The sequence below is a fragment of the Massilia consociata genome (genome assembly GCF_042432755.1).
GTDB classification, from domain to species: Bacteria; Pseudomonadota; Gammaproteobacteria; order Burkholderiales; family Burkholderiaceae_D; genus Telluria; species Telluria consociata.
On the sequence record NZ_JBHLWP010000011.1, the window covers coordinates 232,765 to 257,832 of the forward strand.

Here is a 25,068-nt window from a genome sequence, read left to right on the forward strand (position 1 = left end):
GAACGCTCAGGCGTTTCCTGCGATGCGAGGCTGGCCCTCATTGTTTTGCCGACAAGCTTTTGCAATGATCCGACGCAGCCATTCCTCGCATGGTCGTACCCCGCCAAGATACTTGATCACTCAAACACTTGTGAACTACCGAAAGTCGGCATATACTTGATTACTCAATCAGTCATCCATCAAGGAGCCTTCCATGACCGACTTCGACAGCCCTGCCGGCGCAGACCTCCTGGCCGACAGCCCCACCTCCGAGTTCTGCCTGCGCATGGCGCGCGCCTGGGCAACGCTGTCGCGGCGCCTGGACAGTTCCCTCGGCAGCCTGCACGGCATCAGCTTCGGCGACTTCCAGTTGCTGCTCAACCTGCAGCGCGCCCCGGGGGGACGCCTGCGGCGTGTCGACCTGGCCGACAAGCTGGGACTGACCGCGTCCGGCGTCACCCGCTCGCTGCTGCCGCTGGAAAAGATCGGCCTGGTCGGTCGCCAGAGCGACCCGCGCGACGCCCGCGTCGGCTACGCCATCATCACGCCGGCCGGCAGCGAGCTGGTGATGAATGCGAGCCTGGTCGTGCACAACGTCAGCCGCAACGTGCTGGGCGCCCCGTCGCGTGCGCAGATCGAGGCGACATCGAGCCTGCTGGCGCAACTGGCCGGCACCGCCAGCCGGTAGCCCGGCACCCGCCCGGCGTGCGCAGCAGGCGGCATGGCGCCGCAAGGAATCGGCTACGATAACCGCTTCGCCACCGGGAACAGCCACATGCCGAAATTCGCCGCCAACCTGAGCCTGATGTTCAACGAAGCCGGCTTCCTCGACCGCTTCGCCGCCGCCCACGCCGCCGGCTTCAGGGCGGTCGAGTTCATGTTCCCGTATGCATTCGATCCCCGGCAGGTCGCCGCCCGCCTCCAGCGCTACGATCTCGCGCTGGTGCTGCACAACCTGCCCGCGGGCGACTGGGCCGCGGGCGAGCGCGGCCTGGCTTGCGATCCGCGCCGCACCAGGGAATTCCGGGACAGCGTCAGCCTTGGCATCGAGTACGCCACCGAACTCGGCGCGCCCCGCCTGCACTGCCTGGCCGGCAGATTGCCGCCGAACGTCACGCACGAACGCGCCCACGCCACCTATGTCGACAACCTGCGCTTCGCCGCATCCCGCTGCCGCGAGCACGGCATCGCCCTGCTGATCGAGCCCATCAACACCCGCGACGTGCCCGGCTATTTCCTCACCGGTACGCGCCAGGCCGCGGCCATCATTGCCGAGACCGGCGCCGACAACCTGTTCCTGCAATACGACATCTACCACATGCAGCGCATGGAAGGCGAACTGGCCGGCACCCTGCGCCAGTACCTGCCCCTGATCCGCCACGTGCAGCTGGCGGACGTGCCCGGGCGCCACCAGCCGGGCACCGGCGAAATCCACTTCCCTTACCTGTTCCGCCTGCTCGACGAGCTCGGCTACGACGGCTGGCTCGGCTGCGAATACGTCCCGCAGGGCGATACGCTGGCCTCGCTCGCGTGGCTGGAGCAAGTGGGATCGCCGGGCTGCTGGACATGATGTGAGCAATCGGGCAACATCGTTGCTTTCCACCCCACCGAGGAGCGACGATGATCCAGGGATTACGCACTGTCATTTACCCCGTCACGAAACTGGCCGACGCAAGCGCGTGGTATGCGCAAGTGCTCGAGCGCCAGCCTTACTTCAGCGAAGCCTTCTACGTCGGCTTCGAGGTAGGAGGATTCGAGCTGGGACTGATCCCGGACGGCCAGCCCGGCAGCACGGGCGGCACCGCCTACTGGGGCACCCAGGATATCGAAGCCGAAGTCGCCCGCCTCGTCAAGCTGGGCGCGGAGATCGTCGAACGGGTGAGCGACGTGGGCGGCGGGATTCGGGTCGCCACGGTGCGCGATCCATATGGAAACCTGTTCGGCGTGATCCAGAACCCACATTTCGACCGCGCCAAAGTGGCATAACGGGTTAAACAATTGAGTACCAGCAAGACTGCGCTAGACGGAGTTTGAAACAATGGGGACTTTCCGGCCGCCTCCCCTCGCCAGAAAGGACTCCCATGCTGCACATTGCCTGCACCCGCCTGCTCCCGCTCTGGTCCCTCCTTTGCGCCTTGCTCCTGGGCGGCTGCGGAACGACGACAGGCGGGCCGGTCAGCCTGCAGGAGGTGCGCGAATTCGCCGATGCCTCGGCGCGCCTGGGCGGTTATGCCGAACTGGCGCGCCGCTACCGCGACACCTATGTGCGCGAACAGCCCTACCTGTCGCCCGCAGCCGACAAGCTGGCGCGCGAGAACGACGCCAAGCGCAAGGCCGTGTACGAGGACTTCATGGGCATCCAGAAGACCATGGTGCTCTACATGCAGACCCTGAGCCTGCTTGCGGGCGACACGCGCTACGACCTTTCCTCCCGGATCGACGACCTTGGGAACGGGCTGAAAGCCAATGCCGAATCGGGTCTGCAGCAGCGCCATATCGTCGCCTACACGGGCCTGACCCGCCTGTTGACCCGGGTGATCGCCTCGGGCTACCAGAACCGCAGCGTGGAAACCATGGTGCGCGACGGCGACGCCGACGTGCAGGTGCTGCTCGACGCCATGATCCAACTCACCCGGCTCTACTACAAGACCAACGAGAATGAAAAGAAGACGATCCTCGGCATCTTCGACGTCGAGATCCCGTTCGCCACGCGCAGCTCGGACCGCATGCTGGTGACGCTTGCCAAGATCCACTACATGAACAAGGCCAGCGAATACAAGCTCATCGACCGCCGCTACGAACTGGCCCTGCAGGGCCTGACCAAGGTGGCGCTCGGGCACCAGAAGATGCGAGAAAACCTCGGCAAGCTGTCGAACGATGAAGTCCGGCGCCTGCTGACCAACTACGGCCGCGACCTGCGCACCATCCGCGACGGGCTCACCGCCGAATGACAGGAGAGCACATGGCAAGCACCCCGACCCGTTCCCGCGGCTCCGAAGCGACGAAATCACCGGCCCGAGCGGCCGCCACGGCCGCGCCCGCGCCTTCCGCTTCCGGCGCCGGCGAGGAGCTTCCCGACGACGTCCTCGCCGCAGCGCCGGCCGATTCCCTGCCGGAGGCCGCGACGGCCGGAGGTGGCGCACAGGCCGCTCCGCAGGCCGCTGCACCGGCCCTTCCCCAGGGCGGGCTGGCCACGCCCGACCAGGTCGTCGAACTGGCCGACCAGCTCTCGGCCTGCGCCGACCAGATCCACGAGCGCGTCATGCGCGAACTGCGCACCTACAGCGGCAAACCCGTTCCGGACAAGGTGCAGGATGCGGCGCGCGCCCTGCTCGAGGACGAAATCCTGCTGCGCCAGCGTGCCAACGGCCTGTATGCCGATGCCGCCACCTTTATCGTCAAGGGACTCGGCAAACCGCAGGCCCACCTCGTCAAGCTCACCACCGAAGCGGCCGAGAAGATCCGCAAGATCGGCGTGATCGGCGAAACGGTGGGCCTGGTCGGGGGCTTGCTGGCACTGGCCGGCGCGGCCGCCTCCGGCCAGGCCATCCCGGTCCTGCTCGCCCTGGACAAAGTCGAGAAGCAAATCAAGGCGATCGAGGCGCTGGCGCCGAAGCCGCCGGCCGCCAAGGCGTAGCCCGGCGCCTGTTCAGCACATGTGCTGGCCGCCGTTGACCGCCAGGTTGGCGCCGGTGACGAAACCGGCGACATCCGAGACCAGCCACGCCACCATGCCTGCCACCTCTTCCGGGCGTCCAAGCCGGCCGACCGGGATGTGCGGCAGGATGCATTCGTGCAGCACATGCGGCGGCACGTCATGCAGCAGGCCGGTATCGATGTAGCCCGGCGATACCGTGTTCACCGTCACTCCCTGGCGCGCCAGTTCCAGCGCCAGCGCCCGGGTCAAGCCATGCATGCCGGCCTTGGCGGCCGCGACATTGGCCTGGCCGACGGCGCCCAGCTGGCCGCTGCTCGATGCGATGTTGACGATGCGTCCCCACTGCTGCGCGACCATCGGTTCGATCACGTGCCGGACCATGTTGAAGGCGCCGTCGAGGTTGACGCCCATGACGGCATGCCAGTCGTCCAGTCCCATCCTGCGCATGTCGCGGTCGCGGGTGATGCCGGCATTGTTGACGAGCACATCGATGCGTCCCGCCTGTTCGAGCAGGCGCCCCACGGCGCGCCCGCAGGCCTCGAAGTCGGCCACGTCGGCCTCGAGTGCGATGCATGCCATGCCGTCGCGGCGCTGCTTCGCGAGCCAGGCTTCGTGGCGGTGGTTCGATGGCGAAAACGTGGTGGCGACGGTGAAACCGTCGAGATGCAGGCGCCGGCACAGGGCCGTGCCGAGTCCGCCCATGCCCCCGGTAACGAGGGCGACGCGATTGGTCATGAAGTGTCCCCTGAACATGGTTGTCTGCTGCCGCTGCGGCTGCCCGTGCGGAAGCGAAACACCGAGTGTAGGGAACGGACCGCCGGGCCTCTTGACTATTATCAAGGGCCCGCGCGGGCTCAGGCGATGAGCTGGGGGCGGCTATCCGGGTCGAAGTCGGCCCAGTCGCCGTCCACGATATTGCCCTCGGCGCGTTCGATGTGGCGCGCGCCCAGCTGGCGCAGCACGTCGACCGCCCGGTCGACCATCCCGTCATCGTCGAAAGCGACCGCCACCAGCATGCCGGCCTCGCGCGGCGGGATGCGGTTCTCGCTGCTGCCCTCTTCGGGTTCGCCCCGGTCCTTCATCTTGGAAAAGCTGAACAGCGAGCCGACATCGCCGCCGACCAGGCCGCCGACGACCGGACCCAGCGGTCCGCTGAAGGGAATGGTTGCCGCGCCGACCGCCGCGCCGACGGCCCCGCCGGTGGCAACGCCCTGCACGACGCCCTCGGGGGTTTCCTTCGCCCCCGGGGACTGGATATGGTCGCCGCCGATGGGAGTCTGGTCGTGCTGGCCCGGCTGGCTCAGGTAAAAACCGCTGACCCGGCTGGTGTCGAAGCCCGCGTCGGCGAGCGCCTGGCGGGCACGGTCGACCTCATCCTGAAGCTGGAAACGCCCTGCAATAATGGTGGACATATCGATTCCTCCTGGATCGTGGTAGCTCGACTATGCGCCTGCCCTGCCGTCCGCTCTGTACGCAGACGCACGCAGCCTACCTCCACTGGCCATAGACCACCTGCCAGCCGGCCGGTTCGTCCACGGGCGGCGCCGGTTCCGGCATCCAGGCCCGCGGGTCGAGCCGGTAATACTTGAGGAATTCCTCGTACAGGTCCGGATGGCGCGCGGCCAGCGCATGCGGCTGCTCGAAAAAGCTTTCGGTCGCGACGGCAAAGAACTCGGCCGGGTTGCTGGCGCCATAATGATCGAGCACGCCATACTGCCCCCACATGGCGTCGCGGCGCAGCTCCGCATAATTACGCGAGAGCACTTCCGACCAGCTGCGATAACGCTCGCTACTGCCCAGGTAGGGCGCGCCATTGGTTTCGCCCGATTCGCTGTCGAGCTGGTGCGCGAATTCGTGCAGCACGACATTGTGGTGCGGCTCGTCGTGCGCATCGTGGGCCGCGGATGCGGCGCTGCCGCCGCGCCGCACGTGGTCCCACGACAGGATCACGCGGCCGTCGCCCCAGGACTCGCCCAGCAGGTCCTGGCGCTGTTCGGTGACGACGCCTGCGGCATCGATTTCCTTGCGCGGCACCAGGAAGGCGCCCGGGTACACCAGCACCGCATGCAGCCCCGGATAGACGCTTGCCGGGACGGCGTCGCCGGCCCGGCCCAGCACCAGCAGGCAGGCCTGCCCGGCGATGGTGACGCGCATCTCGTCCGTGATCTCGAGCCCGGCGCAGCCGACGAAGGCCTTTTCGTGCAGGAACTGCTGGACCAGGCCTTGCAGGCGCAGGCGCGCGGCCGCTTCCATCCCCGCATACTGGGCCACGTTGCGCTCGAGGATGGCGACCAGGTCCGGCGCCAGCGGACGCGCGATCGCGCGGCGCAGGCGCCACTTCGGCAGCAGCCAGGCCGCCAGTATCCCGGCCGCGAGCAGGCCGGCAATGATCCCTTCCATCTAGCGTCCCTGTCTCGAGTTGGCAAACGCGACGACGTCGTCGGCGCCGCCGACCAGCCTGCCGCCGACGAACACCTGCGGCCAGGTGAGCTTGCCGGTGAGGCCGCGCAGCACGTTGGTCGTGATTCTCTGGTCTTCCGAAATATCGGTGAAGGCGATGCCATTTTCGCGCAGCGCCGCCTTGGCGCGCGCACAATGCGGGCAGCCGGGACGCGAAAACATGATGACCGGCTCGGGAATCTCCGCGTCCGGGTTGATATGCCTCAGCATCGTATCGGCATCCGACACCTCGAACGGGTCCCCTTCCCGTTCGGGCTCGATGAAGATTTTGTCGATCATGCCGTCCTTGACCAGCATCGCATAACGCCAGGAACGCTTGCCGAAACCGAGGTCGCGCTTATCGACCAGCATGCCCATGCCTTCCGTGAAATCGCCATTGCCGTCCGGGATGAAGGTGATGTGGGCCGCATCCTGGCCGGCTTTCCAATGGTTCATGACGAAGGCGTCGTTGACGGAGATGCACAGGATCTCGTCGACGCCGTTTTGCCGGAGCACGGGCGCCAGCTCGTTGTAGCGCGGCAGGTGGCTCGACGAACAGGTGGGCGTGAAGGCCCCCGGAAGCGCGAACACGACCACGGTCTTCCCCTTGAACAGCTCGTCGGTATGGAGGTCCTGCCACTGGTCACCAGGTCGTGCCTTGAAGGTCACGCGCGGCACCGGTTTGCCCTCAAGGGCCTCGGCGGTGGGTAACATCGGTCTTCCTTTCCTCGTGAGCGGCAGCCCCGGCCGCGTTGGGAGGGAGGTAAGGCTTATTGACCGGATTTCAACGCGTCCGGGTCAAATAATTGTTGGAGTGAAAGATCAAGCCTGGAAGGCCGGAAAGCGCCCGACAAAGCAACGCGGCGCTGAGCGCGCCCCAAAAAACAAAGCCGCGCTCAAAGCGCGGCGTGAATGACGACAGCGATCGTCTTGCCGGCACCACCGCGGGTCTCTGCCGCGGCGGGCCGGGGGCGCTATCAAGCGCGTTCCTTGGCGGTCTGGCTCGGGGCCGGGCCGAACAGTGCAGCAACCAGCGGGTCGCGGGTGACCGGGCTGCGGTTCACGCGAATCGCATAGTGGGTGTCGTCCGCCAGGATATGGAAGTGGCGGCCGCTGCCGGCCATGTTCTGCTCGCGCAGGCCCGGGCGTTCCTTGCGTGGGGCGGCGCCTTCGCGCTTCGGCTGGCAGATTGCGGCCAGGAAAGCCTTTACGCGCTCCTGGTCAGGGCAGATCTGGTACACGGCCTTGCCCAGGTAGGTGGCGGTGCCCTCGATGTAGCGGGCCAGTTCGATGACGCCGGCTTCGCGCAGGTCGCGGATGTACTTGCGCGCGCCCGACGGCGAAAACTTCAGGAACCAGGCGATTTCGTCTGCCAGCATTTCGTGGGTCGACAGCTCGTTGATCAGTTTCTGCATGTTCTCGATCCGGCGCTGCGTGGCCGAGGTCGAACGGACACGTTCGATCGGCGCCAGCGAAATCGGCGCACGTTCGGTCGGCTGCGGCGGGACGCGTTCGATCAGCGCGGAGTTGCTGGAAGTGTGCACTGCGCCAATGTCGCCGCCTTGCACCGCGTTTTGATGGGTCGTTGCATGCATGTGGTGAGCTCCGTGTATTAGAGTGAGACTGTGTGGTCCGGGTCGCTGTGTGTCGTATGACACCCTGACAACACCTCGGGTTCCGCTTAACTGGCCACAAGATTGCCTGCGTCAGCCCCCTCGGTCTGTGCGCCATCCAACATTCGTCAACATTCCTGCAAGCATTTTTGACAAGAACGCTTGCCATTTCCCGACTACAGGCTTTCCCCGAAATAACGCACCATTCTGGTGCGCACTGTTGAGCTGTGTGTCGTTTTTACCACTGTTGTAAAATTGCACATGACAGGCCGCGTGAGTGCGCTAACGCACCGAGACCGCGGAACTTGCACTGTTATTCTTTATCCAACATCTGTGTCAAGGCATGCGATGTCAACAACCCTTCACCTTATGGGAGTTACCTGTGAATAATACGAAGAAGATCGCCCTGGCCGTTGCCGCTCTGTGCGCGGCTGGCACCACCATGGCCCAAGAAATCAATCCATCGTGGTACATTCAGCCGAATGTCATCCACGCCAAACCGGATGCCCGCTTTGGTGTCGATGACCGCGACTGGGGCGGCGGCCTGAAGTTCGGCAAGGCCGTAGCGCCGATGTGGGACATCCAGTTTGGCGGCAGCCAGGTGCGTTTCGAAGACGGCCCTGCACGTTATCGCCAGACCCTGCTGGGCGCCGACGCCCTGCTGATGTTCTCGCGTGAGCGCTTCCGTCCGTTCGTGCTGTTCGGCCTGGGCGTCCAGCGTGACAAGGTGGAGAACCCGCTGCGCAACGTCGCCTCGAATTCTCCGTTCCTGACCGCCGGCCTCGGCTTCCAGGCATCCCTGACCCCGCAGTGGTCGCTGCAGGCCGACCTGCGCGCAGTGCGCGGCTACCTGCGCCACGACCAGAGCTTCGGCTTCAAGCACAACAACAACAAGTACCTGACCGTCGGCCTGAACTACGCCTTCAACCCGCCGCCGGCACCGGTCGCGCCGGCCCCGGCCCCGGCACCGGCAGTCGAAGCGCCGCCGCCGGCACCGGCACCGGCACCGGTCGCTCCGCCGCCGCCACGCTTCGAGAAAGTGACCCTGGAAGCAACCAAGCTGTTCAACTTCGACAAGGCCGACATCATCATGCCGTCGCCGAAACTGGACGAAATCGCTGCTGCCCTGCAGGCCGACACCAGCGTCACCAACGTCGAGATCGTCGGCTACACCGACCGCCTGGGTTCGGAAAGCTACAACCTGAAGCTGTCGGAGCGCCGCGCCAACGCCGTGCGCGACTACCTGGTCAGCAAGGGCGTCGACGGCAACCGCCTGAAGGCCTACGGCAAGGGCGAAGCCAACCCGCTGGTCCAGTGCAACGAGAAGAACCGCGCAGCGCTGATCGCCTGCCTGGAACCGAACCGCCGCGTCGAAGTCGAGCAGATCACCATCGAAAAGCGCGTCGACTAAGAGCGGCTGGCAATCACCCCTTGGGGGATTGTCAGGCACTCCAAGGCGTTCCCGGCCATGCCCGGCATGCCCGCGCCACTCGGCCGGGCTGCTCCGCGGCATGACCGCCGCCATATATCGAGGGGGCTCCGGCCCCCTTTTCATTTGGAGAAAAGCTTATGGCTGTCAAAAACTGGCTTCCGTATTCACGCATGCTGGTACAGGTCATGCGCTGCGCAGTCATGGAATGGCTGGACCATCGCGCTTCCAGCAAGGGCGCCGCACTGGCCTTCTACACCCTGTTCTCGCTGGCGCCGGTGCTGGTGCTGGTGATCGCCGTCGCGGGCTTTTTCTACGGCGCCGAAGCCGCACAGGGACAATTGCTCGAACAGCTGCGCGACCTGATCGGCGCACAGGGCGCCCAAACCGTCCAGGCGATCCTGGCCGGCGCGCAAAACAAGGAAACCGGCCGCTTCGCCACGATCATCGCCTCGGTGCTGCTGGTCATCGGCGCCACCACCGTGTTCGCCGAGCTGAAGGACAGCCTGGACGAGATCTGGAACGTGCCGGCGCCGAAGGAAGCCGGGTTCTGGAATGTCGTGCGCACCCGCCTGCTCTCCTTCGGGCTGATCCTGGTACTCGGCTTCCTGCTCATGGTGTCGCTGGTCGTGAGCGCCGCGCTCGCCGTGGTCGAATCCTATATCGGCGGCATGTGGAAAGAGTCCGCCGTCGTGATGCGCTGGGTCGCCTCGGGGGTGAGTTTCCTGGTCATCGCCACGCTGTTCGGCGTCATCTACAAGCTGCTGCCGCGCATCCACCTGTCCTGGCACGACGTCACGATCGGCGCGCTGGGTACGGCTGCAATGTTTACCTTGGGGAAGTTCGGCATCGGCCTGTATATCGGCAACAGCGGCGCGACCGACAGCTTCGGCGCCGCCGGCTCCCTGATCGCACTGCTGCTCTGGGTGTATTACTCCGCACAAATCTTCTTCCTCGGCGCCGAGTTCGCGCGCCAGTACGCGCTGAAGATGGGCAGCCTGAAGCACAAGCCGAAAGAAGAAACGGGCGATAAGCGTCCGCTGAACACGAACTAGGGTCTACGGGCCGGTCCAGGCTTGGTACGGTGACCGGTGTAGCGTGCACGGCTTTGCCGTGCACGCGTTCGACTTGGGGGATGCGGTTCGATCACGCAGCAAGGGCCTGGACGCGCGGCCCTTGGCAGCCCCCGGCAGAGCCGGCCACCTGCGGGCCACGAACACCTGATGTATTGGCGGACCTGCCCCCGCTACCAGCGCATCGCACGCGTGTGTCCACAGTTCGCCGTGATGCTCCCCGGCTCCCCGGCTCGCCGGCTATTCGCCGAGCAGCTCTGCGACGACTTCCATCCCCTCGACCCGCTCGGCCACGACCTTCAGGACCATGACGACCGGGACGCCGAGCAGCAGACCCCACATTCCCCACAGCCAGCCCCAGAACAGCAGGCTGACGAACACGGCCGCCGGGTTCATCCGCGCGATCTTGCCGGTCATCCAGGTGGCGACGACCATCCCGATCAGGGTGGCGATGCCCAGCGACGCGCCGGCGACCAGGATCACCATGCGCAGCGATTCGAACTGGAAGAAGGCCACCGTGCCGGTCGCCAGGGTGATCAGGAGCGGGCCGAAATAGGGAATGACGTGGGCCACCCCGGCGAACGCCGCCCAGGCACCCGCGTTTTCGAGGCCGATGGCCCGCAGCGCCGCCCAGGTCAGCAGTGCGAGCAGGACGTTGGTCACCAGCAGCATGAACATATAGTTCTGGATCGCGTTGTTCATGTCGTCCAGGATATGCACCGTGACTTTCTTGCGCGTCAGCGAGGGGCCGGTCAGCTTGACCAGCTTGCGCTTGAAGGTGTCGCCCGCCAGCAGCAGGAAGAACACCAGGAACACCACCATCGTCGCCTGCGTCAGGAAGGTGGCCAGGCCGACCGAACCGGCCAGCACCCAGTCCATCACGCGGATGCTCGACCCGCCGGAAGTGGGCACCGCCACCGGCGGAACGTTCTGGGTGCGCTTCTGGATGGCGCGGCGCTCGTCGCCGCCGCTGGCGCTGGAGGCGGCCCGCTCGATCTCGGCCGCTGCCGCCTGCACCTGCTGGATGGTCGAACGTTCCCCGGATGCACTGGTCAGTATCTTCGTGACCCGTTGCGTCAAGCTGGGCAGTTCGTCGATGATGTTGAAGAATTCGCCCTGCAGCCGGTACAGGGTGCCGCCCATCGCTCCCAGGATCAGCACGGTGACGAGGGTCGCGCCGACGACGCGCCTGACGTGCCAGCGTTCGAGCCAGCGCACGACGGGGTTGAGGGTATAGGCGATGAAGATGCCGAGCAGGAGCGGCACGAAGAATTTCTGCGCCCACTGGAGCGCGAACACACAGGCGAGCGTGGCGAGGATGCCGAGCGCGAGCCCGCGTGCATGGACATGGATCGGCAACCGCAGGCCGCCCGCGTTCAACGCGAGCTCGTCGCCTGCAGGGCCTGGCTCGGCACGGGCTGTCGGCCCGTCCGGGGCGGCATCGTCAGGCGCTTTCACAGGTTGGGCCGGTTCTGGTGATGCAAGCTGCATGGTAGTGCCTTGACAATGGAGCCGGGCCGCCCCGGCGCGAGGAGATTACTTGACGCGGATGTCGTTCTTCACCGAGCTTACACCTTGTACGCCGCGTGCGATTTCAACTGCGCGCTGCGCATCGCGCGGATCGGCCACGAAGCCCGACAGCTGGACGTCGCCCTTGTAGGTTTCGACGTTGACTTCGGTCACCTTGACGTTCGGGTCGGCAGCGAAGGCGGCCTTCACCTTGGTGGTGATGACGGCGTCGTCGACGTATTCGCCGGCGGTTTTCGAAGTCGGGCTCGACGAGCAACCGACTGCGGTGATGGCGACGACGGCGGTGAAGGCGGCGGTGACGAGGCGTTGTGCGATTTTCATGATAGCTCCTTGATTAAAGACTGCGTAGAACTGCGGTTGGTCAGACTTGAAAAAGCATGCCCGCTACGAACATGTAGGGGCAGGTCGGGCGGTGCCGGGGGCCGGTCCGCACCTTATCTGCCGAACGCCGTCTTGGCAGCGCTGACGCACTGGTCCTTGACAGCGCCGGCGTAGGCGTCGCACTTCTGGAGCGCGACACGGTATTCGGCGGCAAGCTTGTCTTCACGCGCATCCTGGCGCGCCTCGATGGCCTTGCGGTCGGCCTTGGCATCGGCCTGGGCGGCGATCAGGGTCGCCTTGGCCTGCTCCATGCAGACGTCGCGGTCGTTGCCGGTCAGGGAGGCGCAGCGCACCTTGTCGCGGTCGTAGTTGGCCGAGGCGATGCGCATGCGCGCCTGCGTGTAGGCCGACAAGGTGTTCTTGTAGGCAGCTTCGGCTTCTTCTTCGATGCGGACACGCGCCGCGCGCGCTTCGGCCATGCACAGGTCATGCGGGTTGCCGGCGATCAGGTCGCAGCGCGCGCGGGCCGCCTTGAAGTTCGCCTCGGCCGTGGCGCGCGCCTGTTCATAGACGGCCTTGGCATCGGGCGCGGGCTGCTGCGCACGGGCCGATCCGCCCCAGGCGAGCGCGGCGCCGATGAGCAGGAATGCATGGGATGTTTTCATTTTTTATTCTCCATTTGTCAACACGCTAATGACGTTTTACACGTCGCGTGCCGCTGCTTCTGTTCGGTGCCGAACAGAGCAACATGCGTGCAACAACTCAGCCATATCTAGCGCAAAAAATGCTTACAAATACCGGGAGCAAGGACGGTTAGGCAACGCACAGACCCCAACGGGCAGGGTGACTAAGCTGGAGTCACACTTTTGTCAGGAGAACAACATGAAAGCAACCCGTACTCTTGCTGCTGCCGTGCTGGCCACCACTGCGCTCCTCACTGGCTGCGCCAGCACCACCTCGCAGCCGTACAACGGCGGCTACAACAGCGGCTACAACAACGCGTCGATGGGCTATGGCACGATCGAATCGATCCAGGTCACGCAAGGCGGCAATCGCACCAGCGGCGCGGGCGCGATCCTGGGTGGCGTGGTTGGCGCACTGGCCGGTAACCAAGTGGGCAGCGGCAGCGGCCGCACGGCGGCCACCGTTGCGGGCGGCGTGGCCGGCGCGGCGATCGGCAACAACGTCGAGCGCAACCGTGCCGATGGCGGCGGCCACGAGCTGTACCAGATCAACGTGCGCATGGATAACGGCGAATACCGCACCGTGACCCAGGACAGCGTGTACGACCTGCGCGTGGGCAACCGCGTGCGCATCGTCGACGGTCGCGTCTACCGCTATTGATCGTGCCGGCCGTACCGGGATCGGCAGGTGGGCGCTCCGGCGCCCCTGCTGCCCGGCCCCTGCTTTCGGCCATAACCCACCACCCGGTTCGTCCGGGTTACCGGCATGCCCGTGCCGGTGCCGGCCGTGCGGCCACTGACCAGCCGGTCACGGCATGGCACCGGCAAGCGTCGGCTTTGCCAAGCTCACCGTTGGAGGCAACCATGCGACACCTCGGCACCGTGTTGCGCGCGGCATGCATCTGCCTGTTTGGCGCCACCCTGCCCGCCCATGCCCAGACGAACGGCGACGCCATCGTCGACCCCGCCGTCGCACGCCAGCAAGTGCGCGAAATTGCCCAGGGCGACCCGACGCGCTGGCAGCGCGAAGACGCCACCCCCGAGGCCCGCCTGCGCACCCAGCGCAAGGAAATCGGCGCGGCGCTGCAAGAGGCCCGCAACGCGTGCAGGAAGGCCCCGGCGGCCGAACGCAGCACATGTTTGAAGGAAGCGCGCGCCATCTATCAACGCGATATGCAGCAAGCCTGGGAGCAGGCCCGGCACCCGGCCCAGGCCCAGCCCGTAGCGCAACCAGAAGCACAGGGCCGGACGCCCTCCTGAGCAGTTGTCAAGGCCGCCGGGCCGGCCGTTGCGCCCGCCGGCGATTGCCTCGATTCCCACCACTCCCTCTCCGCTAGCGGCTCCGATCCGGGTCGCACGTCACTGCAGCGTCACGTCACTGACTGAGCTGCGGACAGGAGCGCCGGTGCCGCCGGTTCCGGCCCCTGGTACGGTGAAGCACCCCAGGTGCGAGGCGGATAAAAAAAACGGCGTGCAATCAATGATTGCGACGCCGCTCAAGCCCCACCATATTCTGTCTTTGCGCGTCTGTCGTGCGCTGCTTGCGTCATTCCGCGGGGTGCGTTCCTTGCGCCACCGCGCGCCGCTTGTTCATGTAGTAGCCGATCGCGCCCAGCACCAGCGCTGCTCCGGCTGCCGGCTTGCCGAGACGGCGCTGGCGCAGGAAGTTGAACAAGGCCAGGCCATAGGGCATCAGCACCGAGACGCTGGTGCCGGTCGGCTTCAGCATGGCATCGGCCCGCGCGCGCAACGCCCAGGTGGCCTGGTCGATCACGCCGTGCAGCATCACCTCGGGGCGTGCACTGTGGCGGATCTGCGCCCGCGCATGGGCCACGCTGGTGCGGAAAAACTCGCCCTCGCGCAGCAGTTCCTGCTTGCGGACCACCGGGTCCGTGCTGTGCTTGTGGCCGGCCAATCCGGTCGTTCCATCATGATTGTGCATGTTTCCCCTCCTTCGTGTCGCCGCTCAGAGCAGCATGTCGCGGTCGTTCTTCAGTTCCTTCATCGTCGCCGGGAAGCCGAGCTTGTCCTGCTTGATGAGTGCCAGGCCCTTGGCCACCAGCACGCCCGTGATGATGAGGAAAACGACGAACAGGATCAGCAGGATCTTCCAGCCCATGTCGTCCCAGGCCAGCGCCACGATGGTCGCGGTGCCGTAGGCGATGGCGAACCAGGTCGCGAGCAAGGCTGCGCCGAAGGTGGCAACCAGCGTGATGACATGGTTGCGCACTTCGGCCAGTTCGAGCGCGGCCAGTTCGACGCGCGAGACGGCCAGGCCGAAAACGCTCTTGAACAGGCTGGAGATCCCGCCCATGAGGCCGGGGTTATGCACGACGGTATCGTTTTTTTCCATGGCAGTCCCCGGCAACGGTTATTGTTTGCGGCTCAGCAGGATGCCGAGCGCAATGCCGATGCCGGCGGCGACGACGAGGGTACGGTAGGGATTGTCCCTCACATAGACATCGGCCTCGTGTGCCAGTTCCTTGCTGCGCTCGAGCGCCTGGTCCTGGTAGCGGCCGGCCTTGCCCAGCGCACGGTCGAGCATTTCCATGCCGCGGTTGCGCAGCTCGTCGGCCTTCTCGCCCGTCAGTGCGGCGGCCGCGGTCAGCATCGACTGGGCGTCGCGCACCAGAGCCTTGACATCCGACTGGGCATCCGACGCATGGCTGTCGTATTCATAGGCGTGGTACTTGGCTTTGGCGTTGCTGCGGGTGGTGTCTAGCATGGTCTCTACTCCGGTAGTGTGGTGTAAAAAAATGGCCCTGGTGTCCAGGTCGACATTCAGGCCAGCAGGTCGCGCATGTCGTCGGCATGCTCCTCCTCGACGGACATGATGTCGACGAGCATGCTGCGCGTGGTGGGATCCTTGTCGCCAATCGCCGCGATCATCTGGCGGTAGGATTCGATGGCGACGCGTTCGGCGATCAGGTTGGCGCGGATCATTGCCTGCACGTCTTCCGAGTCGTCGTATTCGGCATGGCTGCGCGCCGTCAGCGTGGCCGGGTTGAAGTTCGGCGAACCGTTGAGCTGCACGATGCGCTCGGCGATGCGGTCGGCATGGTCCTGCTCCTGCTGGGCATGCTCGAGGAACTCGGCCTTGATGTGGCCGGTGTTGGGACCGCTCACCGTGTAGTAATGGCGCTTGTAGCGCAGCACGCACAGCAATTCGGTGGCGAGCGCGTCGTTGAGCATGGCGATGACCGCTTCGCGGTCGGCCTGGTAGCCCTCGGTGACGGCGCCGTCGTCGAGGTTGGCCGCAGCGCGGCGGATCGCCGCGATGTCGAAGCCGTGCGCCAGGTGCGTCTTTTCTTCCATGATGTTTCCTCGTATTCCTAACAATGCCGGCTCAGCGCCCCGCCGAACGTGGCGGAATCTGCGCGCCCTCGTTGGACAGCACGATCTCGACACGGCGGTTGAGCTGGCGGTTTGCCGCCGTGTCGTTTGGCGCCACCGGGAAGGCCTGGCCGTAGGCGCGCATGGCGATGCGCTCGCGCGGCACGCCCAGCCCTGCCAGCGCCGAGGCCACCGCTTCGGCGCGGCGCTGCGACAGTTCCTGGTTGTACTGCGCGCTGCCGGTGCTGTCCGTAAACCCTTCGACCAGCACGGTGCGGTTCGGGTTCTGTGCCATGACCTCGGCGAGCTTGCGCAAGCTCGACATTCCGTTCGGTGTCAGGTTTGCCTGGTTGGTGGCGAACAACACATCGCCGATCGTCACCACGTAGCCGCGCTCGGTCTTGACCGCCTGCATCTCGACCAGCAGCGCCTCCAGCGCGGCCGCGCGCTGAGCCAGCGCCGCGTTCTGCTGCTGGGCAGCCGCTGCCTGTTGCTGTGCGGCCTCGGCCTGCATGCGGGCCTGGGCGGCCTGGGCCTGGGCGGCTTCGGCCTCGCGCCGGGCGCGCTCGGCTTCCGCGGTACGGGCTTCGAGGCGGACCTGGTCGCGCTGCTGCGCCGCGTTGGCGATATCGGCTTCCGCCGCCTTGGCCTTGGCCACTTCGATGGCGGTGGCGATGCGCTGCTTGGCCACATAGGCCAGGCGGTCGATGTCGTTCAGGCTTTCGCGGCGCGCGGCGGCGGCATTGGCCTGGTCGAGGGAATCGCTGGCCTGCTTGAATTCGAGCGGCGCATACTGCGAGACCTGCGGATTGTTGTTCGCGGCAACGAAATCGGCGCGCGCCGCATCCAGCGTCGGGGTGCTGATCGGCGCGGTGGCGCAGGCTGCGGCGAGCACGGCGGCGGCCAGCAGCGAGATCGTGGAACGGGTTTTCATGGGCTTGTCCTCTTCTTGTTGAGGCCGCGCGGCGCGGCGGATCGTGGCAGGAGCGGTGTGCGTTACTGCTGGGTGGCCGGCTGCTGCGAATTGGCGCGCTCGACTTCCTCGCGCAGCACGCGCAGGTCTTCGTTCAGTGCGTTCGACGCGGCGGTTGCCTTGGCCGAATTGGCCTTGCTCTGCGCCAGCTTGGCGTCGGCCTGGGCCTGGATCGCCAGTTCGCGCGCCAGCTTGTAGTCCCTGGCGGCCAGCGCCTGGTTAGCGCGCATCATCTTGGCGCGGGCAGCGTTGATTTCTTCCGGCGCCAGTTCGGCGGCGCCTGCCGAAACCGCGTTCTCTACGGCATTGCGCGAAACCGCCACGTCGGCGGTGGCGGGCGCCTTCTGCGGGCTGGCGCAGCCAGCCAGTACCACGACGGCAGCGGCAACAAGGCCACGCGCCAGCTGGGTCATCGCTCGTTGTTGGTCCATGCTTGTTCTCCTGGGTCCGGGTTCACTTCTTATTGTTGAGGAAATGTCCTAAGCAACGTTATAAACCTGTTATGCCTTTCTTTCGGTTCGCTGGCGCACATTGCCCGTCCGACCCCGTTCTGCTCAATGGCAGAGCGTTAGGCAGCGCACATTGACGGCGGCGGGCTTTGCGCTAAGCTGGGTCGCAGGATCAAGCTTCTGCACGCACCTGCACGCACCACCAGGCAGCACCAGCACTACAGCACCACCAACACCATCGGACAACATCAGACAACGGAGGCACCGCCATGGCCGAGACCCAGACGCCGGCGGCGAAGGGCCGGTCGCCCGCCCGACGCACATCGCGCAAGAAAATAGTGCTCAGCATCCTGGGGATCGTCATCGCGATCCCCGTGCTCGCCATCATCTTCATCCTCACCTTCGACTGGAACCGCGCCCGCCCCTGGATCAATGCAAAAGTGAGCGAGGCAATCGAGCGCCCGTTCGCGATCCGCGGCAACCTCGAGGTGGAGTGGGAACGCCCGGCCAAGCGGATGGCGCCGGAGCAGCGCTCCTGGCGCGACCACATTCCCTGGCCCTACCTGATTGCCAACGACACCCACATCGGCAACCCGGCCGGACTGCCGGCCCAGGACATGGGCAGCGCGCGCCAGTTCTCGTTCTCGCTCAATCCTTTCGCGCTGCTCTCGCGCACCATCCACATCCCGCTGCTGCGCTTCGACGGCCCGCGCGTCGACCTGCTGCGCCTTGACGAGAAACGCAACAACTGGACCTTCAAGCGCAACGAGGAAAAGTCGCGCTGGACCCTCGACCTCGACCGCATCGTCCTGACCGACGGCGTGGTGCACGTCAAGGACGCGGTGACCAAGGCCGACGTCACGGCCCTGGTCCACACCCTCGAGAACGACGCGCGCTACGGGGTCGGCTGGAAGCTCGACGGCACCTACAACGGCGCCAAGGTGACCGGCGGCGGCAAGGTCGGCGCGGTGCTGTCGCTCAAGCAGCACACCACGCCCTACCCGGTGCAGGCAGAACTGCGTTCGGGCCGGACCCGGATCGCGGTCGAAGGCACCGTGACGCGGCCGTCGAAGCTGGCTGCCCTCGACCTCAAGCTCGAACTGGCGGGCAACAGCATGGGCGAGCTGTTCAACTTCACCGGCATCCTGCTGCCGACCACCGGGCCGTTTTCCACTTCGGGCCGGCTGACCGGCACCCTGGGCGAGGAGAAGGACGGCAAGCGCTCGGACCGCTGGGTCTACGACGGCTTCAAGGGCAAGGTCGGATCGAGCGACATCGGCGGCCGGCTGGAATTCGTCACCGGCGCAGCGCGACCCAGGCTGTCGGGCAACGTACGTTCGCAGCAGCTGGTGTTCACCGACCTGGCGCCGCTGATCGGCGCCGATTCGAACGAGGCCAAGCGCCAGCGCAACGCCGATGCGGTGCAGCCGGCGGGCAAGGTGCTGCCGGTCGAGGAATTCAAGACCGAGCGCTGGGACCGGCTCGACGCCGACGTGCGCTTCTCCGCCGACCGCATCGTGCGCGACACCGCTTTCCCGATCAGCAAGCTGTCGACCCACCTGAAGATGGAGAATGCCGTGCTGACGCTCGAACCGATCGAGTTCGCGATGGCGGGCGGCACCGTGCGTTCCAATATCCGCCTGGACGGCCGCGCCGGCGACGGCCCGAAGGCGATCAAGGCCCAGGCCAAGGTCACGGCGCGCAAGATCGAGATCAAGAAGCTGTTTCCGAAGATCGAGCAGCTGCAGGCAACGGTCGGCAGCATCAACGGCGACGCCAACCTCACCGCTACCGGCAATTCGGTGGCCACCCTGCTGGCCGGTTCCAACGGCGAGCTGAAGACCCTGATCAACCAGGGCGTGGTGAGCAAGATGCTGCTCGAGATGATGGGCCTGAACGTGGGCAACATCATCATCACCAAGCTGTTCGGCGACAAGCAGGTGCAGCTCAATTGCATGGCCACCGATTTCGCCGTCACCAACGGCGTTGCGCGCACGCGCAGCTTCGTGATCGACACCCGGGAAGCACTCATCACCATCAACGGGACGATCAACCTGGCCAACGAGCAGATGGACTTGCGGATCAATCCGGAGACCAAGGAGCTGCGCCTGTTCTCGCTGCGCTCGCCCTTCTACGTGCGCGGACCGTTCAGCGAACCCGACGTGTCGGTCGACAAGGGCGTGCTGGCGATGAAGGCGGGGGGGCGCCATCGCACTGGGCGCCGTGGCGCCGCTGGCGGCGCTGATTCCCCTGATCAACACCGGTCCGGGCGAAGACAGCGATTGCGCGCGCCTGCTGGCCCAGGCCCGCGAGAAGCCGAGCGCGCCGCCGCCGGGCAAGACCCAGCGTCGCTAAACAATAAGAAATTGTTGCAGCACTGTTAGTTGTCGAACACATCACTTCTCGACGAAGCAGTATGCTGTGTCCATGGAATCGACAAAGGCACCGAGGAACACCGCAACATGAGCCGATTGCGCATCACCACTGCCCTGCTGGCCGCGCTGGTCCTGGGCAACATGAGCGGATGTGCGATGTCGGGCGGCGGCGGACCCATACGGCAATTCGTCGATGACGCCACCATCACGGCGGGCGTCAAGGCGGCAATCGTGCGGGACCCGACGCTGAAGCTGTCGGAGATCGATGTCGAGACCGAGCAAGGCGTAGTACAGCTGAGTGGTTTTGTCAGCTCGGCGGACAGCGTGGCGACCGCTGCATCGGTTGCCCGCACCGTCAAAGGCGTGCGATCGGTCAGGAATGACCTGCGCCTGAAATAACCCACCATAAAGGAGATTCACCATGAAAACCATCAAACAACTGGTTGTGACCGCAACGCTGGCTACCGCTGCCCTGGGCCTGACCGGCTGCGCCGGCATGTCCCAGCAGGACAGGAACACCGCGATCGGCGCCGGCGCCGGCGCCGTGATCGGTGGCGCCCTGACCGGCGGCAGCGCCGTGGGCACCGTCGGTGGCGCAGCCGTCGGCGGCGTGGTCGGCAACCAGGTCGGCAAGACCAACTGATTTTCAACCCCAGCTTCGGCGAAGCGACGCGCCAGGGCCCGGCTCATGCCGGGCCTTTTTTCGTTGGTGCTGCAGCGTCTCCGAAAGCGGCGGAACAAGCGCTAGGCGAACGGGCGCAAGGGGATGCGCACGATGAATTCGCTGCCTTTGTCCACGCCTTCGCTGCGCGCTTCCACGGTTCCGCCGTGCAGCGCGATGATTTCCTTGACCACGGCCAGGCCGATGCCCAGGCCCGCCCCGCGTTCGGCGTGGGTACCCTCGGCCTGCGTGAACACCTCGAAGATGCGCGGCTGCAGGTCCGGCGCGATGCCGCGCCCGTTGTCCTTCAGGTAGCAGATGAAGTGCGTGCGGTCGACGGTGGCCGTCAGCCAGACGTCCCCGCCCGGATGGTTGTACTTGACCGCATTGTTGATCAGGTTGACGAACACCTGGTGGATGCGGCGGTCGTCCACCTCGATCCGGATCGATACCGCCGGGAAGGACAGGTGGAAGGCCACCCCTTTCGCCTGCGCGGCCGAACGGCAGCTGTCGACCGCCTCGTGCAGCAGCGCCTGCAGCTCGGTCTTGGTGTAGGCGATGCTCATCTTGCCCGACTTGACGCGGGTCAGGTCCACCAGGTCTTCGACCAGGCGTTCGAGGAAGCCGAGCTGGCGGTCGATCACCTTCAGCGGGTTCTGGCTGCGCTCGACGTCGCCGGCGAACAGTTGCAGCACCTGGTGCGCCGACTTCAGCGGCGACAGCGGATTGCGCATCTCGTGGGCGATGGTGCCGATGAAGGTACTCCTTTCCGCCTCGCGTGCCTGGTTTTCCTTGAGCTCGTTCTCCAGGTAGCGGGTACGGGCCCGCAGGTGGGTCGCGTCGCGGAAGACTTTCACGAACCCGGTCACCGTGCCGGCGGCGTCGCGGTGCAGGGGCAGGCTCATGCCGCTCGACCAGAACTGCGAACCGTCCTTGCGCATGTGCCAGCGCTCGTCCTCGGCCACGCCGACGATTTCGGCGGTGCGCGCCTCGTGTTCGTCGAGCCTGCGCTCGCGGTCGCCAGGCGTGAACAGGAGCGCGGTCGGCTGGCCCATGACGTCCTGTGCCGTCCAGCCGGTGATGAAGGCCGCCGCTTCGTTCCACCCGGTGACGCGCAGGGCGGCGTCATAGAAGATGACGCCGTATTGCCGGGTCTTCGCGAGCATGAGCTCGGTGAAGGCCTCGGCATCGCGTGCCTGCCAATGGGTATGGGCATGTGTCGGTTCAGCAGCCATCGGTCACCATCCTGACATTAACAAATTGATTATAGGATGGGAGTCCCGGCGGCTCGCGCACGCCTGCCGGGCTCAGACGAAGGCGCCATGCACCGGCAGCGCACCGGCCTCGCGTACGATCTCGTAGCAGGTGCAGGAGGCGGCCGCCAGGCCTTCCGGGTCGAGGATCTCGATGTTGCCGCGGCTGTAGTTGATCAGGCCCTGCTGCTGCAGCGCGCTGGCGGCCTTGGTCACGCCGACCCGGCGCACGCCGAGCGCATGGGCCAGGAATTCGTGGGTGAGGTGGAAGCGGTCCGAGCGCAGGCGGTCGCGGGTGACCAGGAGCGAGCGCGCCAGCCGCGCTTCCAGCACGTGGAAGCGGCTGCAGACGGCGATCTGGATCGCCTGCGCCAGCAGGGTGTCGGTGTAGCGGTACAGGACCCGCTGCAGCGTGGTGTTGCGCGCCACCTCGGCGCGGAAGCGCACGCTGTCCATCCGGCTGGCGCTGCCGGAACGCTGCACGATGGCGCGCACCTGGGCGGTGTCGTGCCCGAGCGCGACGGTGGCGCCGACCATGCCCTCGCGCCCGACCAGCCCGACCTCGAGCGTCATGCGCCCGCCCGCCACGCCCATCAGCGAGATCAGGCAGTCATGGGGAAAGTAGATGGTGCGCAGCGGATCCCCGGCTTCGCACAGCACATCGCCCGCCTCGACCTTGACCGGGTCGAGCAAGGGCAGGATCCGGGCAAGCTCCTGCGGGGGCAGCGCGGCCAGCAGCAGGTTACTGTTGTGCTCGGCGATCGGCGGCGGTGCGGCGTGGTTCATCGGATTCTCGCGGTTGGATTGCATGGCGCAAACCAGCTGGCTTCTGGTCAATTTATTTGCCCTGGTGGACCGGATACATTTGCAAACAATTTCGGCCAGCGTAACCGTGCCCACGCGAGCGAGTATGTACGGTGACGCACGGAACCGGGTGTTGTTCCTGTGGACAATCTGTCAATGAACAGGCCGCCCGGAACCGTAGTGCCGGGCCCGACAAGACTCCCTCCGAAAGGACGCACCATGAACACCTCCCCTACTCCCGCCACCCGGGGCCGGATGCATCCCCTGATGATCCTGGCCGCGCTCGCGGTCCTGCTGTTCTGCCTGGTAGGCACGGCGGCGATCCTCGGCTGGATCCCGAATTCCGTCGGCGGCAATGCCGAGCGCCAGCTGAGCGAAGCCGAGCGCCAGGCGCTGGCCTCGACCCTGCCTCCGGCGGCGCCGCAAGCCGTCCCGGGCGCGGTCCCCGGCACCATGGCCGCCCTGCCCGCGCAACAAATGGCGCCGGGCTATGCGCAGGCGCCGGCCGGTAGCGTACCGGCCTATCCGGTGCAGCCGGGCATGCAGGGCCAGGCTTACGCCGCCCAGCAGCCCGCCCCGGCCTACCCGGCGCAGCAAATGGCAGCCGCCCCTGCCACCGTCCATGAGGAACCGGCGCCGGCGGCCAAGCCGGCCAGGAAGAAGCCGGTGGAGGTTGCCGCTGCCGATACCGGCCGCAACTGGTGCTCGAACTGCGGCAATGTGGAATCGGTTCGCACCATCACGCAGCGCGCCGAAGGCAGCGGGCTCGGTGCGGCAGGCGGCGCCGTGATCGGCGGCCTGCTGGGCAACCAGGTCGGCGGCGGCAGCGGCCGCACCATCGCCACTGCTGCCGGCGCCATCGGCGGCGCCGTGGTCGGCAACCAGGTCGAAGGCAACATGAAGGCCACGACCAGCTACGAAATCCGGGTGCGCCTCGACGACGGCACCTTGCGCACCTTCCGCCAGAGCAGCCCGCCGGCATGGCGCAACGGCGACCGTGTCCGCATCGTCAACGGCCGCCTGCGTTCGGTCGCCTGATCGTTCGCTTCCCAAGCACAAGGCCGGGACACCGCAAGGGTCCTGGCCTTGTTTCATTTGATTAATTTTCTAATGCGCAATGTGCGGTGGCGCACGGATCAATGGATGAGCTAGCCCGACAATGGAACCACGCTACAAAGCGGCGTGCGGTGCAGACAATAAGCATTCAAGGGGAGCATCATGAACAGCATGGCGTGGATCGGCATCATCATCTGGGGTCTGGTCGTGGCGAGCTTCGGCTTGCTGTCGGCCCATCCTCCGAGCGAAGACCCGGCGGGCGGGCTGCAGCCGCACGACGTGGTGTTCCTGGTTGCGGGCGGCATCGTCACCTGCCTGATCGGGGTGACCGGCCTGATGGGTTTCATGGGATGGATCCCGGGCCTGCGCAAGGAGAAAAGCTGCGCCTGACTGGCAAGTGTTCGTCATCGTACAGAGGCCAGCAATAGACAGCAGGATACTGGAATCACGACGCCGAAGTGCGTGATTCCAGGGAGGTTTATCATGTTGTATACAATTGCTGTCATCCTGATCGTGCTGTGGCTGCTGGGCCTGGTGACTTCGTACACCATCGGCGGCTTCATCCATATCCTGCTGGTCGTCGCCGTGATCATGGTCCTGGTGCGCCTCATCAGCGGACGCGGACGGGGCATATAATACGCACTTAATGTTTGTACCACCCCGATCCGTTTCGCAGTCGCGCCCTGACGGGTGCGATTCCGAAACGGATTTTTGATTTAAGGAGAACCACCATGTACACCAAACTGACCAAATCGGCTGTTGCAGCCACCCTCGTCGCCTTGACCGCCACCGGTTGCGCCGACATGAGCCCGACCCAGCGCGGCACCGCGCAGGGCGCGGGCATCGGCGCCGGCCTGGGCGCGATCATCGGCGCCACCACCAGCGGCGGCGGCGGCAGCCGCGCTGCCAAGGGCGCGGCGATCGGCGGCGCCCTCGGCGCCGTCGCCGGCAACGTCTGGTCGCAGCGCATGGAAGCACAGAAGCAGGCCATGGAACAGGCTACCCGCGGCACCGGCGTGCAGGTCAGCCAGACTGCCGACAACCGCCTGAAGCTCGATATCCCGAGCGACGTCTCGTTCGACACCGGCCGTGCCGACATCAAGCCGAACTTCCAGCCGGTGCTGCAACGCTTCGCCAGCACGCTGCAGGAAAATCCGGCCACCACCGTGGTGATCATCGGCCACACCGACAACACCGGTACCGATGCCATCAACCAGCCGCTGTCGGTGGACCGCGCGGCGCGCACCCGCGACTACCTGGCAAGCCGCGGCGTCAACCCGAACCGCATCACCATCGAAGGCCGCGGTTCGCGCGAACCGATCGCGTCGAACAGCGATGCAACGAGCCGTGCACGCAACCGCCGCGTCGAGATCTACGTCGCCGAACGCGCTCCGGGCTGATCGTCACCCAGGCTTGCACCACCCGGCGGGTGTGAGATT

Annotated in this window: 32 protein-coding genes; 16 read left to right on the top strand and 16 right to left on the bottom strand. The window is 66.0% G+C overall.

The window, feature by feature from the left end; all coding sequences use genetic code 11:
• Positions 1-193: 193 nt before the first annotated feature.
• The 5 genes from ACFFJK_RS12130 to ACFFJK_RS12150 all read left to right on the top strand — a co-directional run bounded on the left by ACFFJK_RS12130 (position 194) and on the right by ACFFJK_RS12150 (position 3,616).
• Positions 194-667 (top strand): MarR family winged helix-turn-helix transcriptional regulator, encoded by a 474-nt coding sequence (locus tag ACFFJK_RS12130; RefSeq protein ID WP_379679423.1) that lies wholly within the window; start codon positions 194-196, stop codon positions 665-667.
• Positions 668-754: 87 nt separating this feature from the next.
• Positions 755-1,549, top strand: a complete 795-nt coding sequence (hyi, locus tag ACFFJK_RS12135; protein ID WP_379679672.1) for a hydroxypyruvate isomerase — start codon at positions 755-757, stop codon at positions 1,547-1,549.
• 50 nt (positions 1,550-1,599) lie between these two features.
• Complete coding sequence (locus ACFFJK_RS12140) at positions 1,600-1,965, top strand: VOC family protein (protein ID WP_379679425.1); 366 nt, start codon at positions 1,600-1,602, stop codon at positions 1,963-1,965.
• A 95-nt stretch (positions 1,966-2,060) separates the two neighbouring features.
• Positions 2,061-2,930 carry a hypothetical protein gene (locus ACFFJK_RS12145; RefSeq protein ID WP_379679426.1) on the top strand — a complete coding sequence of 290 codons (870 nt, stop codon included), beginning with the start codon at positions 2,061-2,063 and terminating at the stop codon, positions 2,928-2,930.
• 11 nt (positions 2,931-2,941) lie between these two features.
• Positions 2,942-3,616 carry a hypothetical protein gene (locus ACFFJK_RS12150; RefSeq protein WP_379679428.1) on the top strand — a complete coding sequence of 225 codons (675 nt, stop codon included), beginning with the start codon at positions 2,942-2,944 and terminating at the stop codon, positions 3,614-3,616.
• A 12-nt stretch (positions 3,617-3,628) separates the two neighbouring features.
• Here ACFFJK_RS12150 and phbB read toward each other — a convergent pair whose 3' ends face one another.
• The 5 genes from phbB to ACFFJK_RS12175 all read right to left on the bottom strand — a co-directional run bounded on the left by phbB (position 3,629) and on the right by ACFFJK_RS12175 (position 7,671).
• Entirely contained in the window at positions 3,629-4,372 is a 744-nt protein-coding gene (gene phbB, locus ACFFJK_RS12155) for an acetoacetyl-CoA reductase (protein WP_379679429.1), read from the bottom strand.
• A gap of 119 nt (positions 4,373-4,491) precedes the next feature.
• Positions 4,492-5,049, bottom strand: coding sequence for a hypothetical protein (locus tag ACFFJK_RS12160; RefSeq protein WP_379679430.1), 558 nt, complete (start codon positions 5,047-5,049; stop codon positions 4,492-4,494).
• A gap of 76 nt (positions 5,050-5,125) precedes the next feature.
• The gene (locus tag ACFFJK_RS12165; RefSeq protein WP_379679431.1) at positions 5,126-6,037 is read right to left on the bottom strand and encodes a M90 family metallopeptidase; all 912 of its coding nucleotides are present in this window, start codon (positions 6,035-6,037) and stop codon (positions 5,126-5,128) included.
• Entirely contained in the window at positions 6,038-6,790 is a 753-nt protein-coding gene (locus ACFFJK_RS12170; protein ID WP_379679432.1) for a glutathione peroxidase, read from the bottom strand. It abuts the gene before it with no gap.
• 263 nt (positions 6,791-7,053) lie between these two features.
• Positions 7,054-7,671, bottom strand: a complete 618-nt coding sequence (locus ACFFJK_RS12175) for a winged helix-turn-helix domain-containing protein (RefSeq protein ID WP_379679434.1) — start codon at positions 7,669-7,671, stop codon at positions 7,054-7,056.
• Positions 7,672-8,071: 400 nt separating this feature from the next.
• Between ACFFJK_RS12175 and ACFFJK_RS12180 the strand changes: the two genes are divergently transcribed.
• Positions 8,072-9,100: an OmpA family protein gene (locus tag ACFFJK_RS12180; protein ID WP_379679435.1), complete on the top strand. Its 1,029-nt coding sequence runs from the start codon at positions 8,072-8,074 to the stop codon at positions 9,098-9,100.
• Positions 9,101-9,258: 158 nt separating this feature from the next.
• Entirely contained in the window at positions 9,259-10,173 is a 915-nt protein-coding gene (locus tag ACFFJK_RS12185; protein WP_379679436.1) for a YihY/virulence factor BrkB family protein, read from the top strand.
• A gap of 258 nt (positions 10,174-10,431) precedes the next feature.
• On the opposite strand, the gene ACFFJK_RS12190 is transcribed toward ACFFJK_RS12185, so the two are convergent.
• The 3 genes from ACFFJK_RS12190 to ACFFJK_RS12200 all read right to left on the bottom strand — a co-directional run bounded on the left by ACFFJK_RS12190 (position 10,432) and on the right by ACFFJK_RS12200 (position 12,707).
• Positions 10,432-11,682: an AI-2E family transporter gene (locus ACFFJK_RS12190; RefSeq protein ID WP_379679438.1), complete on the bottom strand. Its 1,251-nt coding sequence runs from the start codon at positions 11,680-11,682 to the stop codon at positions 10,432-10,434.
• A gap of 45 nt (positions 11,683-11,727) precedes the next feature.
• Positions 11,728-12,042 carry a BON domain-containing protein gene (locus ACFFJK_RS12195; protein WP_379679439.1) on the bottom strand — a complete coding sequence of 105 codons (315 nt, stop codon included), beginning with the start codon at positions 12,040-12,042 and terminating at the stop codon, positions 11,728-11,730.
• A gap of 113 nt (positions 12,043-12,155) precedes the next feature.
• Complete coding sequence (locus ACFFJK_RS12200) at positions 12,156-12,707, bottom strand: hypothetical protein (RefSeq protein ID WP_379679440.1); 552 nt, start codon at positions 12,705-12,707, stop codon at positions 12,156-12,158.
• A 217-nt stretch (positions 12,708-12,924) separates the two neighbouring features.
• On the opposite strand from ACFFJK_RS12200, the gene ACFFJK_RS12205 reads away from it, so the two are divergent.
• Both ACFFJK_RS12205 and ACFFJK_RS12210 read left to right on the top strand, forming a co-directional pair.
• Complete coding sequence (locus ACFFJK_RS12205) at positions 12,925-13,386, top strand: outer membrane lipoprotein (protein ID WP_379679441.1); 462 nt, start codon at positions 12,925-12,927, stop codon at positions 13,384-13,386.
• 203 nt (positions 13,387-13,589) lie between these two features.
• Complete coding sequence (locus ACFFJK_RS12210) at positions 13,590-13,985, top strand: hypothetical protein (protein ID WP_379679442.1); 396 nt, start codon at positions 13,590-13,592, stop codon at positions 13,983-13,985.
• Between the two features lie 286 nt (positions 13,986-14,271).
• On the opposite strand, the gene ACFFJK_RS12215 is transcribed toward ACFFJK_RS12210, so the two are convergent.
• The 6 genes from ACFFJK_RS12215 to ACFFJK_RS12240 all read right to left on the bottom strand — a co-directional run bounded on the left by ACFFJK_RS12215 (position 14,272) and on the right by ACFFJK_RS12240 (position 17,444).
• Positions 14,272-14,667, bottom strand: coding sequence for a hypothetical protein (locus ACFFJK_RS12215; RefSeq protein WP_379679443.1), 396 nt, complete (start codon positions 14,665-14,667; stop codon positions 14,272-14,274).
• Positions 14,668-14,691: 24 nt separating this feature from the next.
• Entirely contained in the window at positions 14,692-15,078 is a 387-nt protein-coding gene (locus tag ACFFJK_RS12220) for a phage holin family protein (RefSeq protein WP_379679444.1), read from the bottom strand.
• Positions 15,079-15,096: 18 nt separating this feature from the next.
• Positions 15,097-15,450 carry an ElaB/YgaM/YqjD family protein gene (locus tag ACFFJK_RS12225; protein ID WP_379679445.1) on the bottom strand — a complete coding sequence of 118 codons (354 nt, stop codon included), beginning with the start codon at positions 15,448-15,450 and terminating at the stop codon, positions 15,097-15,099.
• Between the two features lie 56 nt (positions 15,451-15,506).
• Positions 15,507-16,040: a ferritin-like domain-containing protein gene (locus tag ACFFJK_RS12230; protein WP_379679446.1), complete on the bottom strand. Its 534-nt coding sequence runs from the start codon at positions 16,038-16,040 to the stop codon at positions 15,507-15,509.
• Between the two features lie 31 nt (positions 16,041-16,071).
• Entirely contained in the window at positions 16,072-16,992 is a 921-nt protein-coding gene (locus ACFFJK_RS12235) for an OmpA family protein (protein WP_379679447.1), read from the bottom strand.
• A gap of 62 nt (positions 16,993-17,054) precedes the next feature.
• A complete protein-coding gene (locus ACFFJK_RS12240; protein WP_379679673.1) occupies positions 17,055-17,444 on the bottom strand; it encodes a DUF4398 domain-containing protein in 390 nt (129 codons plus the stop codon).
• A gap of 305 nt (positions 17,445-17,749) precedes the next feature.
• Here ACFFJK_RS12240 and ACFFJK_RS12245 point away from each other — a divergent pair, with 305 nt between their 5' ends.
• The 3 genes from ACFFJK_RS12245 to ACFFJK_RS12255 all read left to right on the top strand — a co-directional run bounded on the left by ACFFJK_RS12245 (position 17,750) and on the right by ACFFJK_RS12255 (position 20,498).
• Positions 17,750-19,864, top strand: coding sequence for an AsmA family protein (locus ACFFJK_RS12245; RefSeq protein ID WP_379679448.1), 2,115 nt, complete (start codon positions 17,750-17,752; stop codon positions 19,862-19,864).
• Between the two features lie 78 nt (positions 19,865-19,942).
• Positions 19,943-20,254 carry a BON domain-containing protein gene (locus tag ACFFJK_RS12250; protein WP_379679449.1) on the top strand — a complete coding sequence of 104 codons (312 nt, stop codon included), beginning with the start codon at positions 19,943-19,945 and terminating at the stop codon, positions 20,252-20,254.
• A gap of 22 nt (positions 20,255-20,276) precedes the next feature.
• Entirely contained in the window at positions 20,277-20,498 is a 222-nt protein-coding gene (locus ACFFJK_RS12255; protein WP_379679451.1) for a YMGG-like glycine zipper-containing protein, read from the top strand.
• 101 nt (positions 20,499-20,599) lie between these two features.
• Here ACFFJK_RS12255 and ACFFJK_RS12260 read toward each other — a convergent pair whose 3' ends face one another.
• Positions 20,600-21,751, bottom strand: coding sequence for a PAS domain-containing sensor histidine kinase (locus ACFFJK_RS12260; RefSeq protein WP_379679453.1), 1,152 nt, complete (start codon positions 21,749-21,751; stop codon positions 20,600-20,602).
• A 72-nt stretch (positions 21,752-21,823) separates the two neighbouring features.
• The gene (locus ACFFJK_RS12265; RefSeq protein WP_379679674.1) at positions 21,824-22,555 is read right to left on the bottom strand and encodes a Crp/Fnr family transcriptional regulator; all 732 of its coding nucleotides are present in this window, start codon (positions 22,553-22,555) and stop codon (positions 21,824-21,826) included.
• 237 nt (positions 22,556-22,792) lie between these two features.
• On the opposite strand from ACFFJK_RS12265, the gene ACFFJK_RS12270 reads away from it, so the two are divergent.
• From ACFFJK_RS12270 to ACFFJK_RS12285, 4 genes are all read left to right on the top strand, one after another.
• Positions 22,793-23,611, top strand: a complete 819-nt coding sequence (locus tag ACFFJK_RS12270) for a glycine zipper 2TM domain-containing protein (RefSeq protein WP_379679454.1) — start codon at positions 22,793-22,795, stop codon at positions 23,609-23,611.
• A gap of 180 nt (positions 23,612-23,791) precedes the next feature.
• Positions 23,792-24,019 carry a hypothetical protein gene (locus tag ACFFJK_RS12275; RefSeq protein WP_379679455.1) on the top strand — a complete coding sequence of 76 codons (228 nt, stop codon included), beginning with the start codon at positions 23,792-23,794 and terminating at the stop codon, positions 24,017-24,019.
• A gap of 93 nt (positions 24,020-24,112) precedes the next feature.
• On the top strand, positions 24,113-24,265 hold the full coding sequence (locus ACFFJK_RS12280; RefSeq protein WP_379679457.1) for a lmo0937 family membrane protein: 153 nt from the start codon (positions 24,113-24,115) through the stop codon (positions 24,263-24,265).
• Between the two features lie 95 nt (positions 24,266-24,360).
• Positions 24,361-25,029, top strand: a complete 669-nt coding sequence (locus ACFFJK_RS12285) for a YiaD family glycine zipper/OmpA-like lipoprotein (protein ID WP_379679458.1) — start codon at positions 24,361-24,363, stop codon at positions 25,027-25,029.
• The last annotated feature ends 39 nt before the right edge of the window (positions 25,030-25,068 follow it).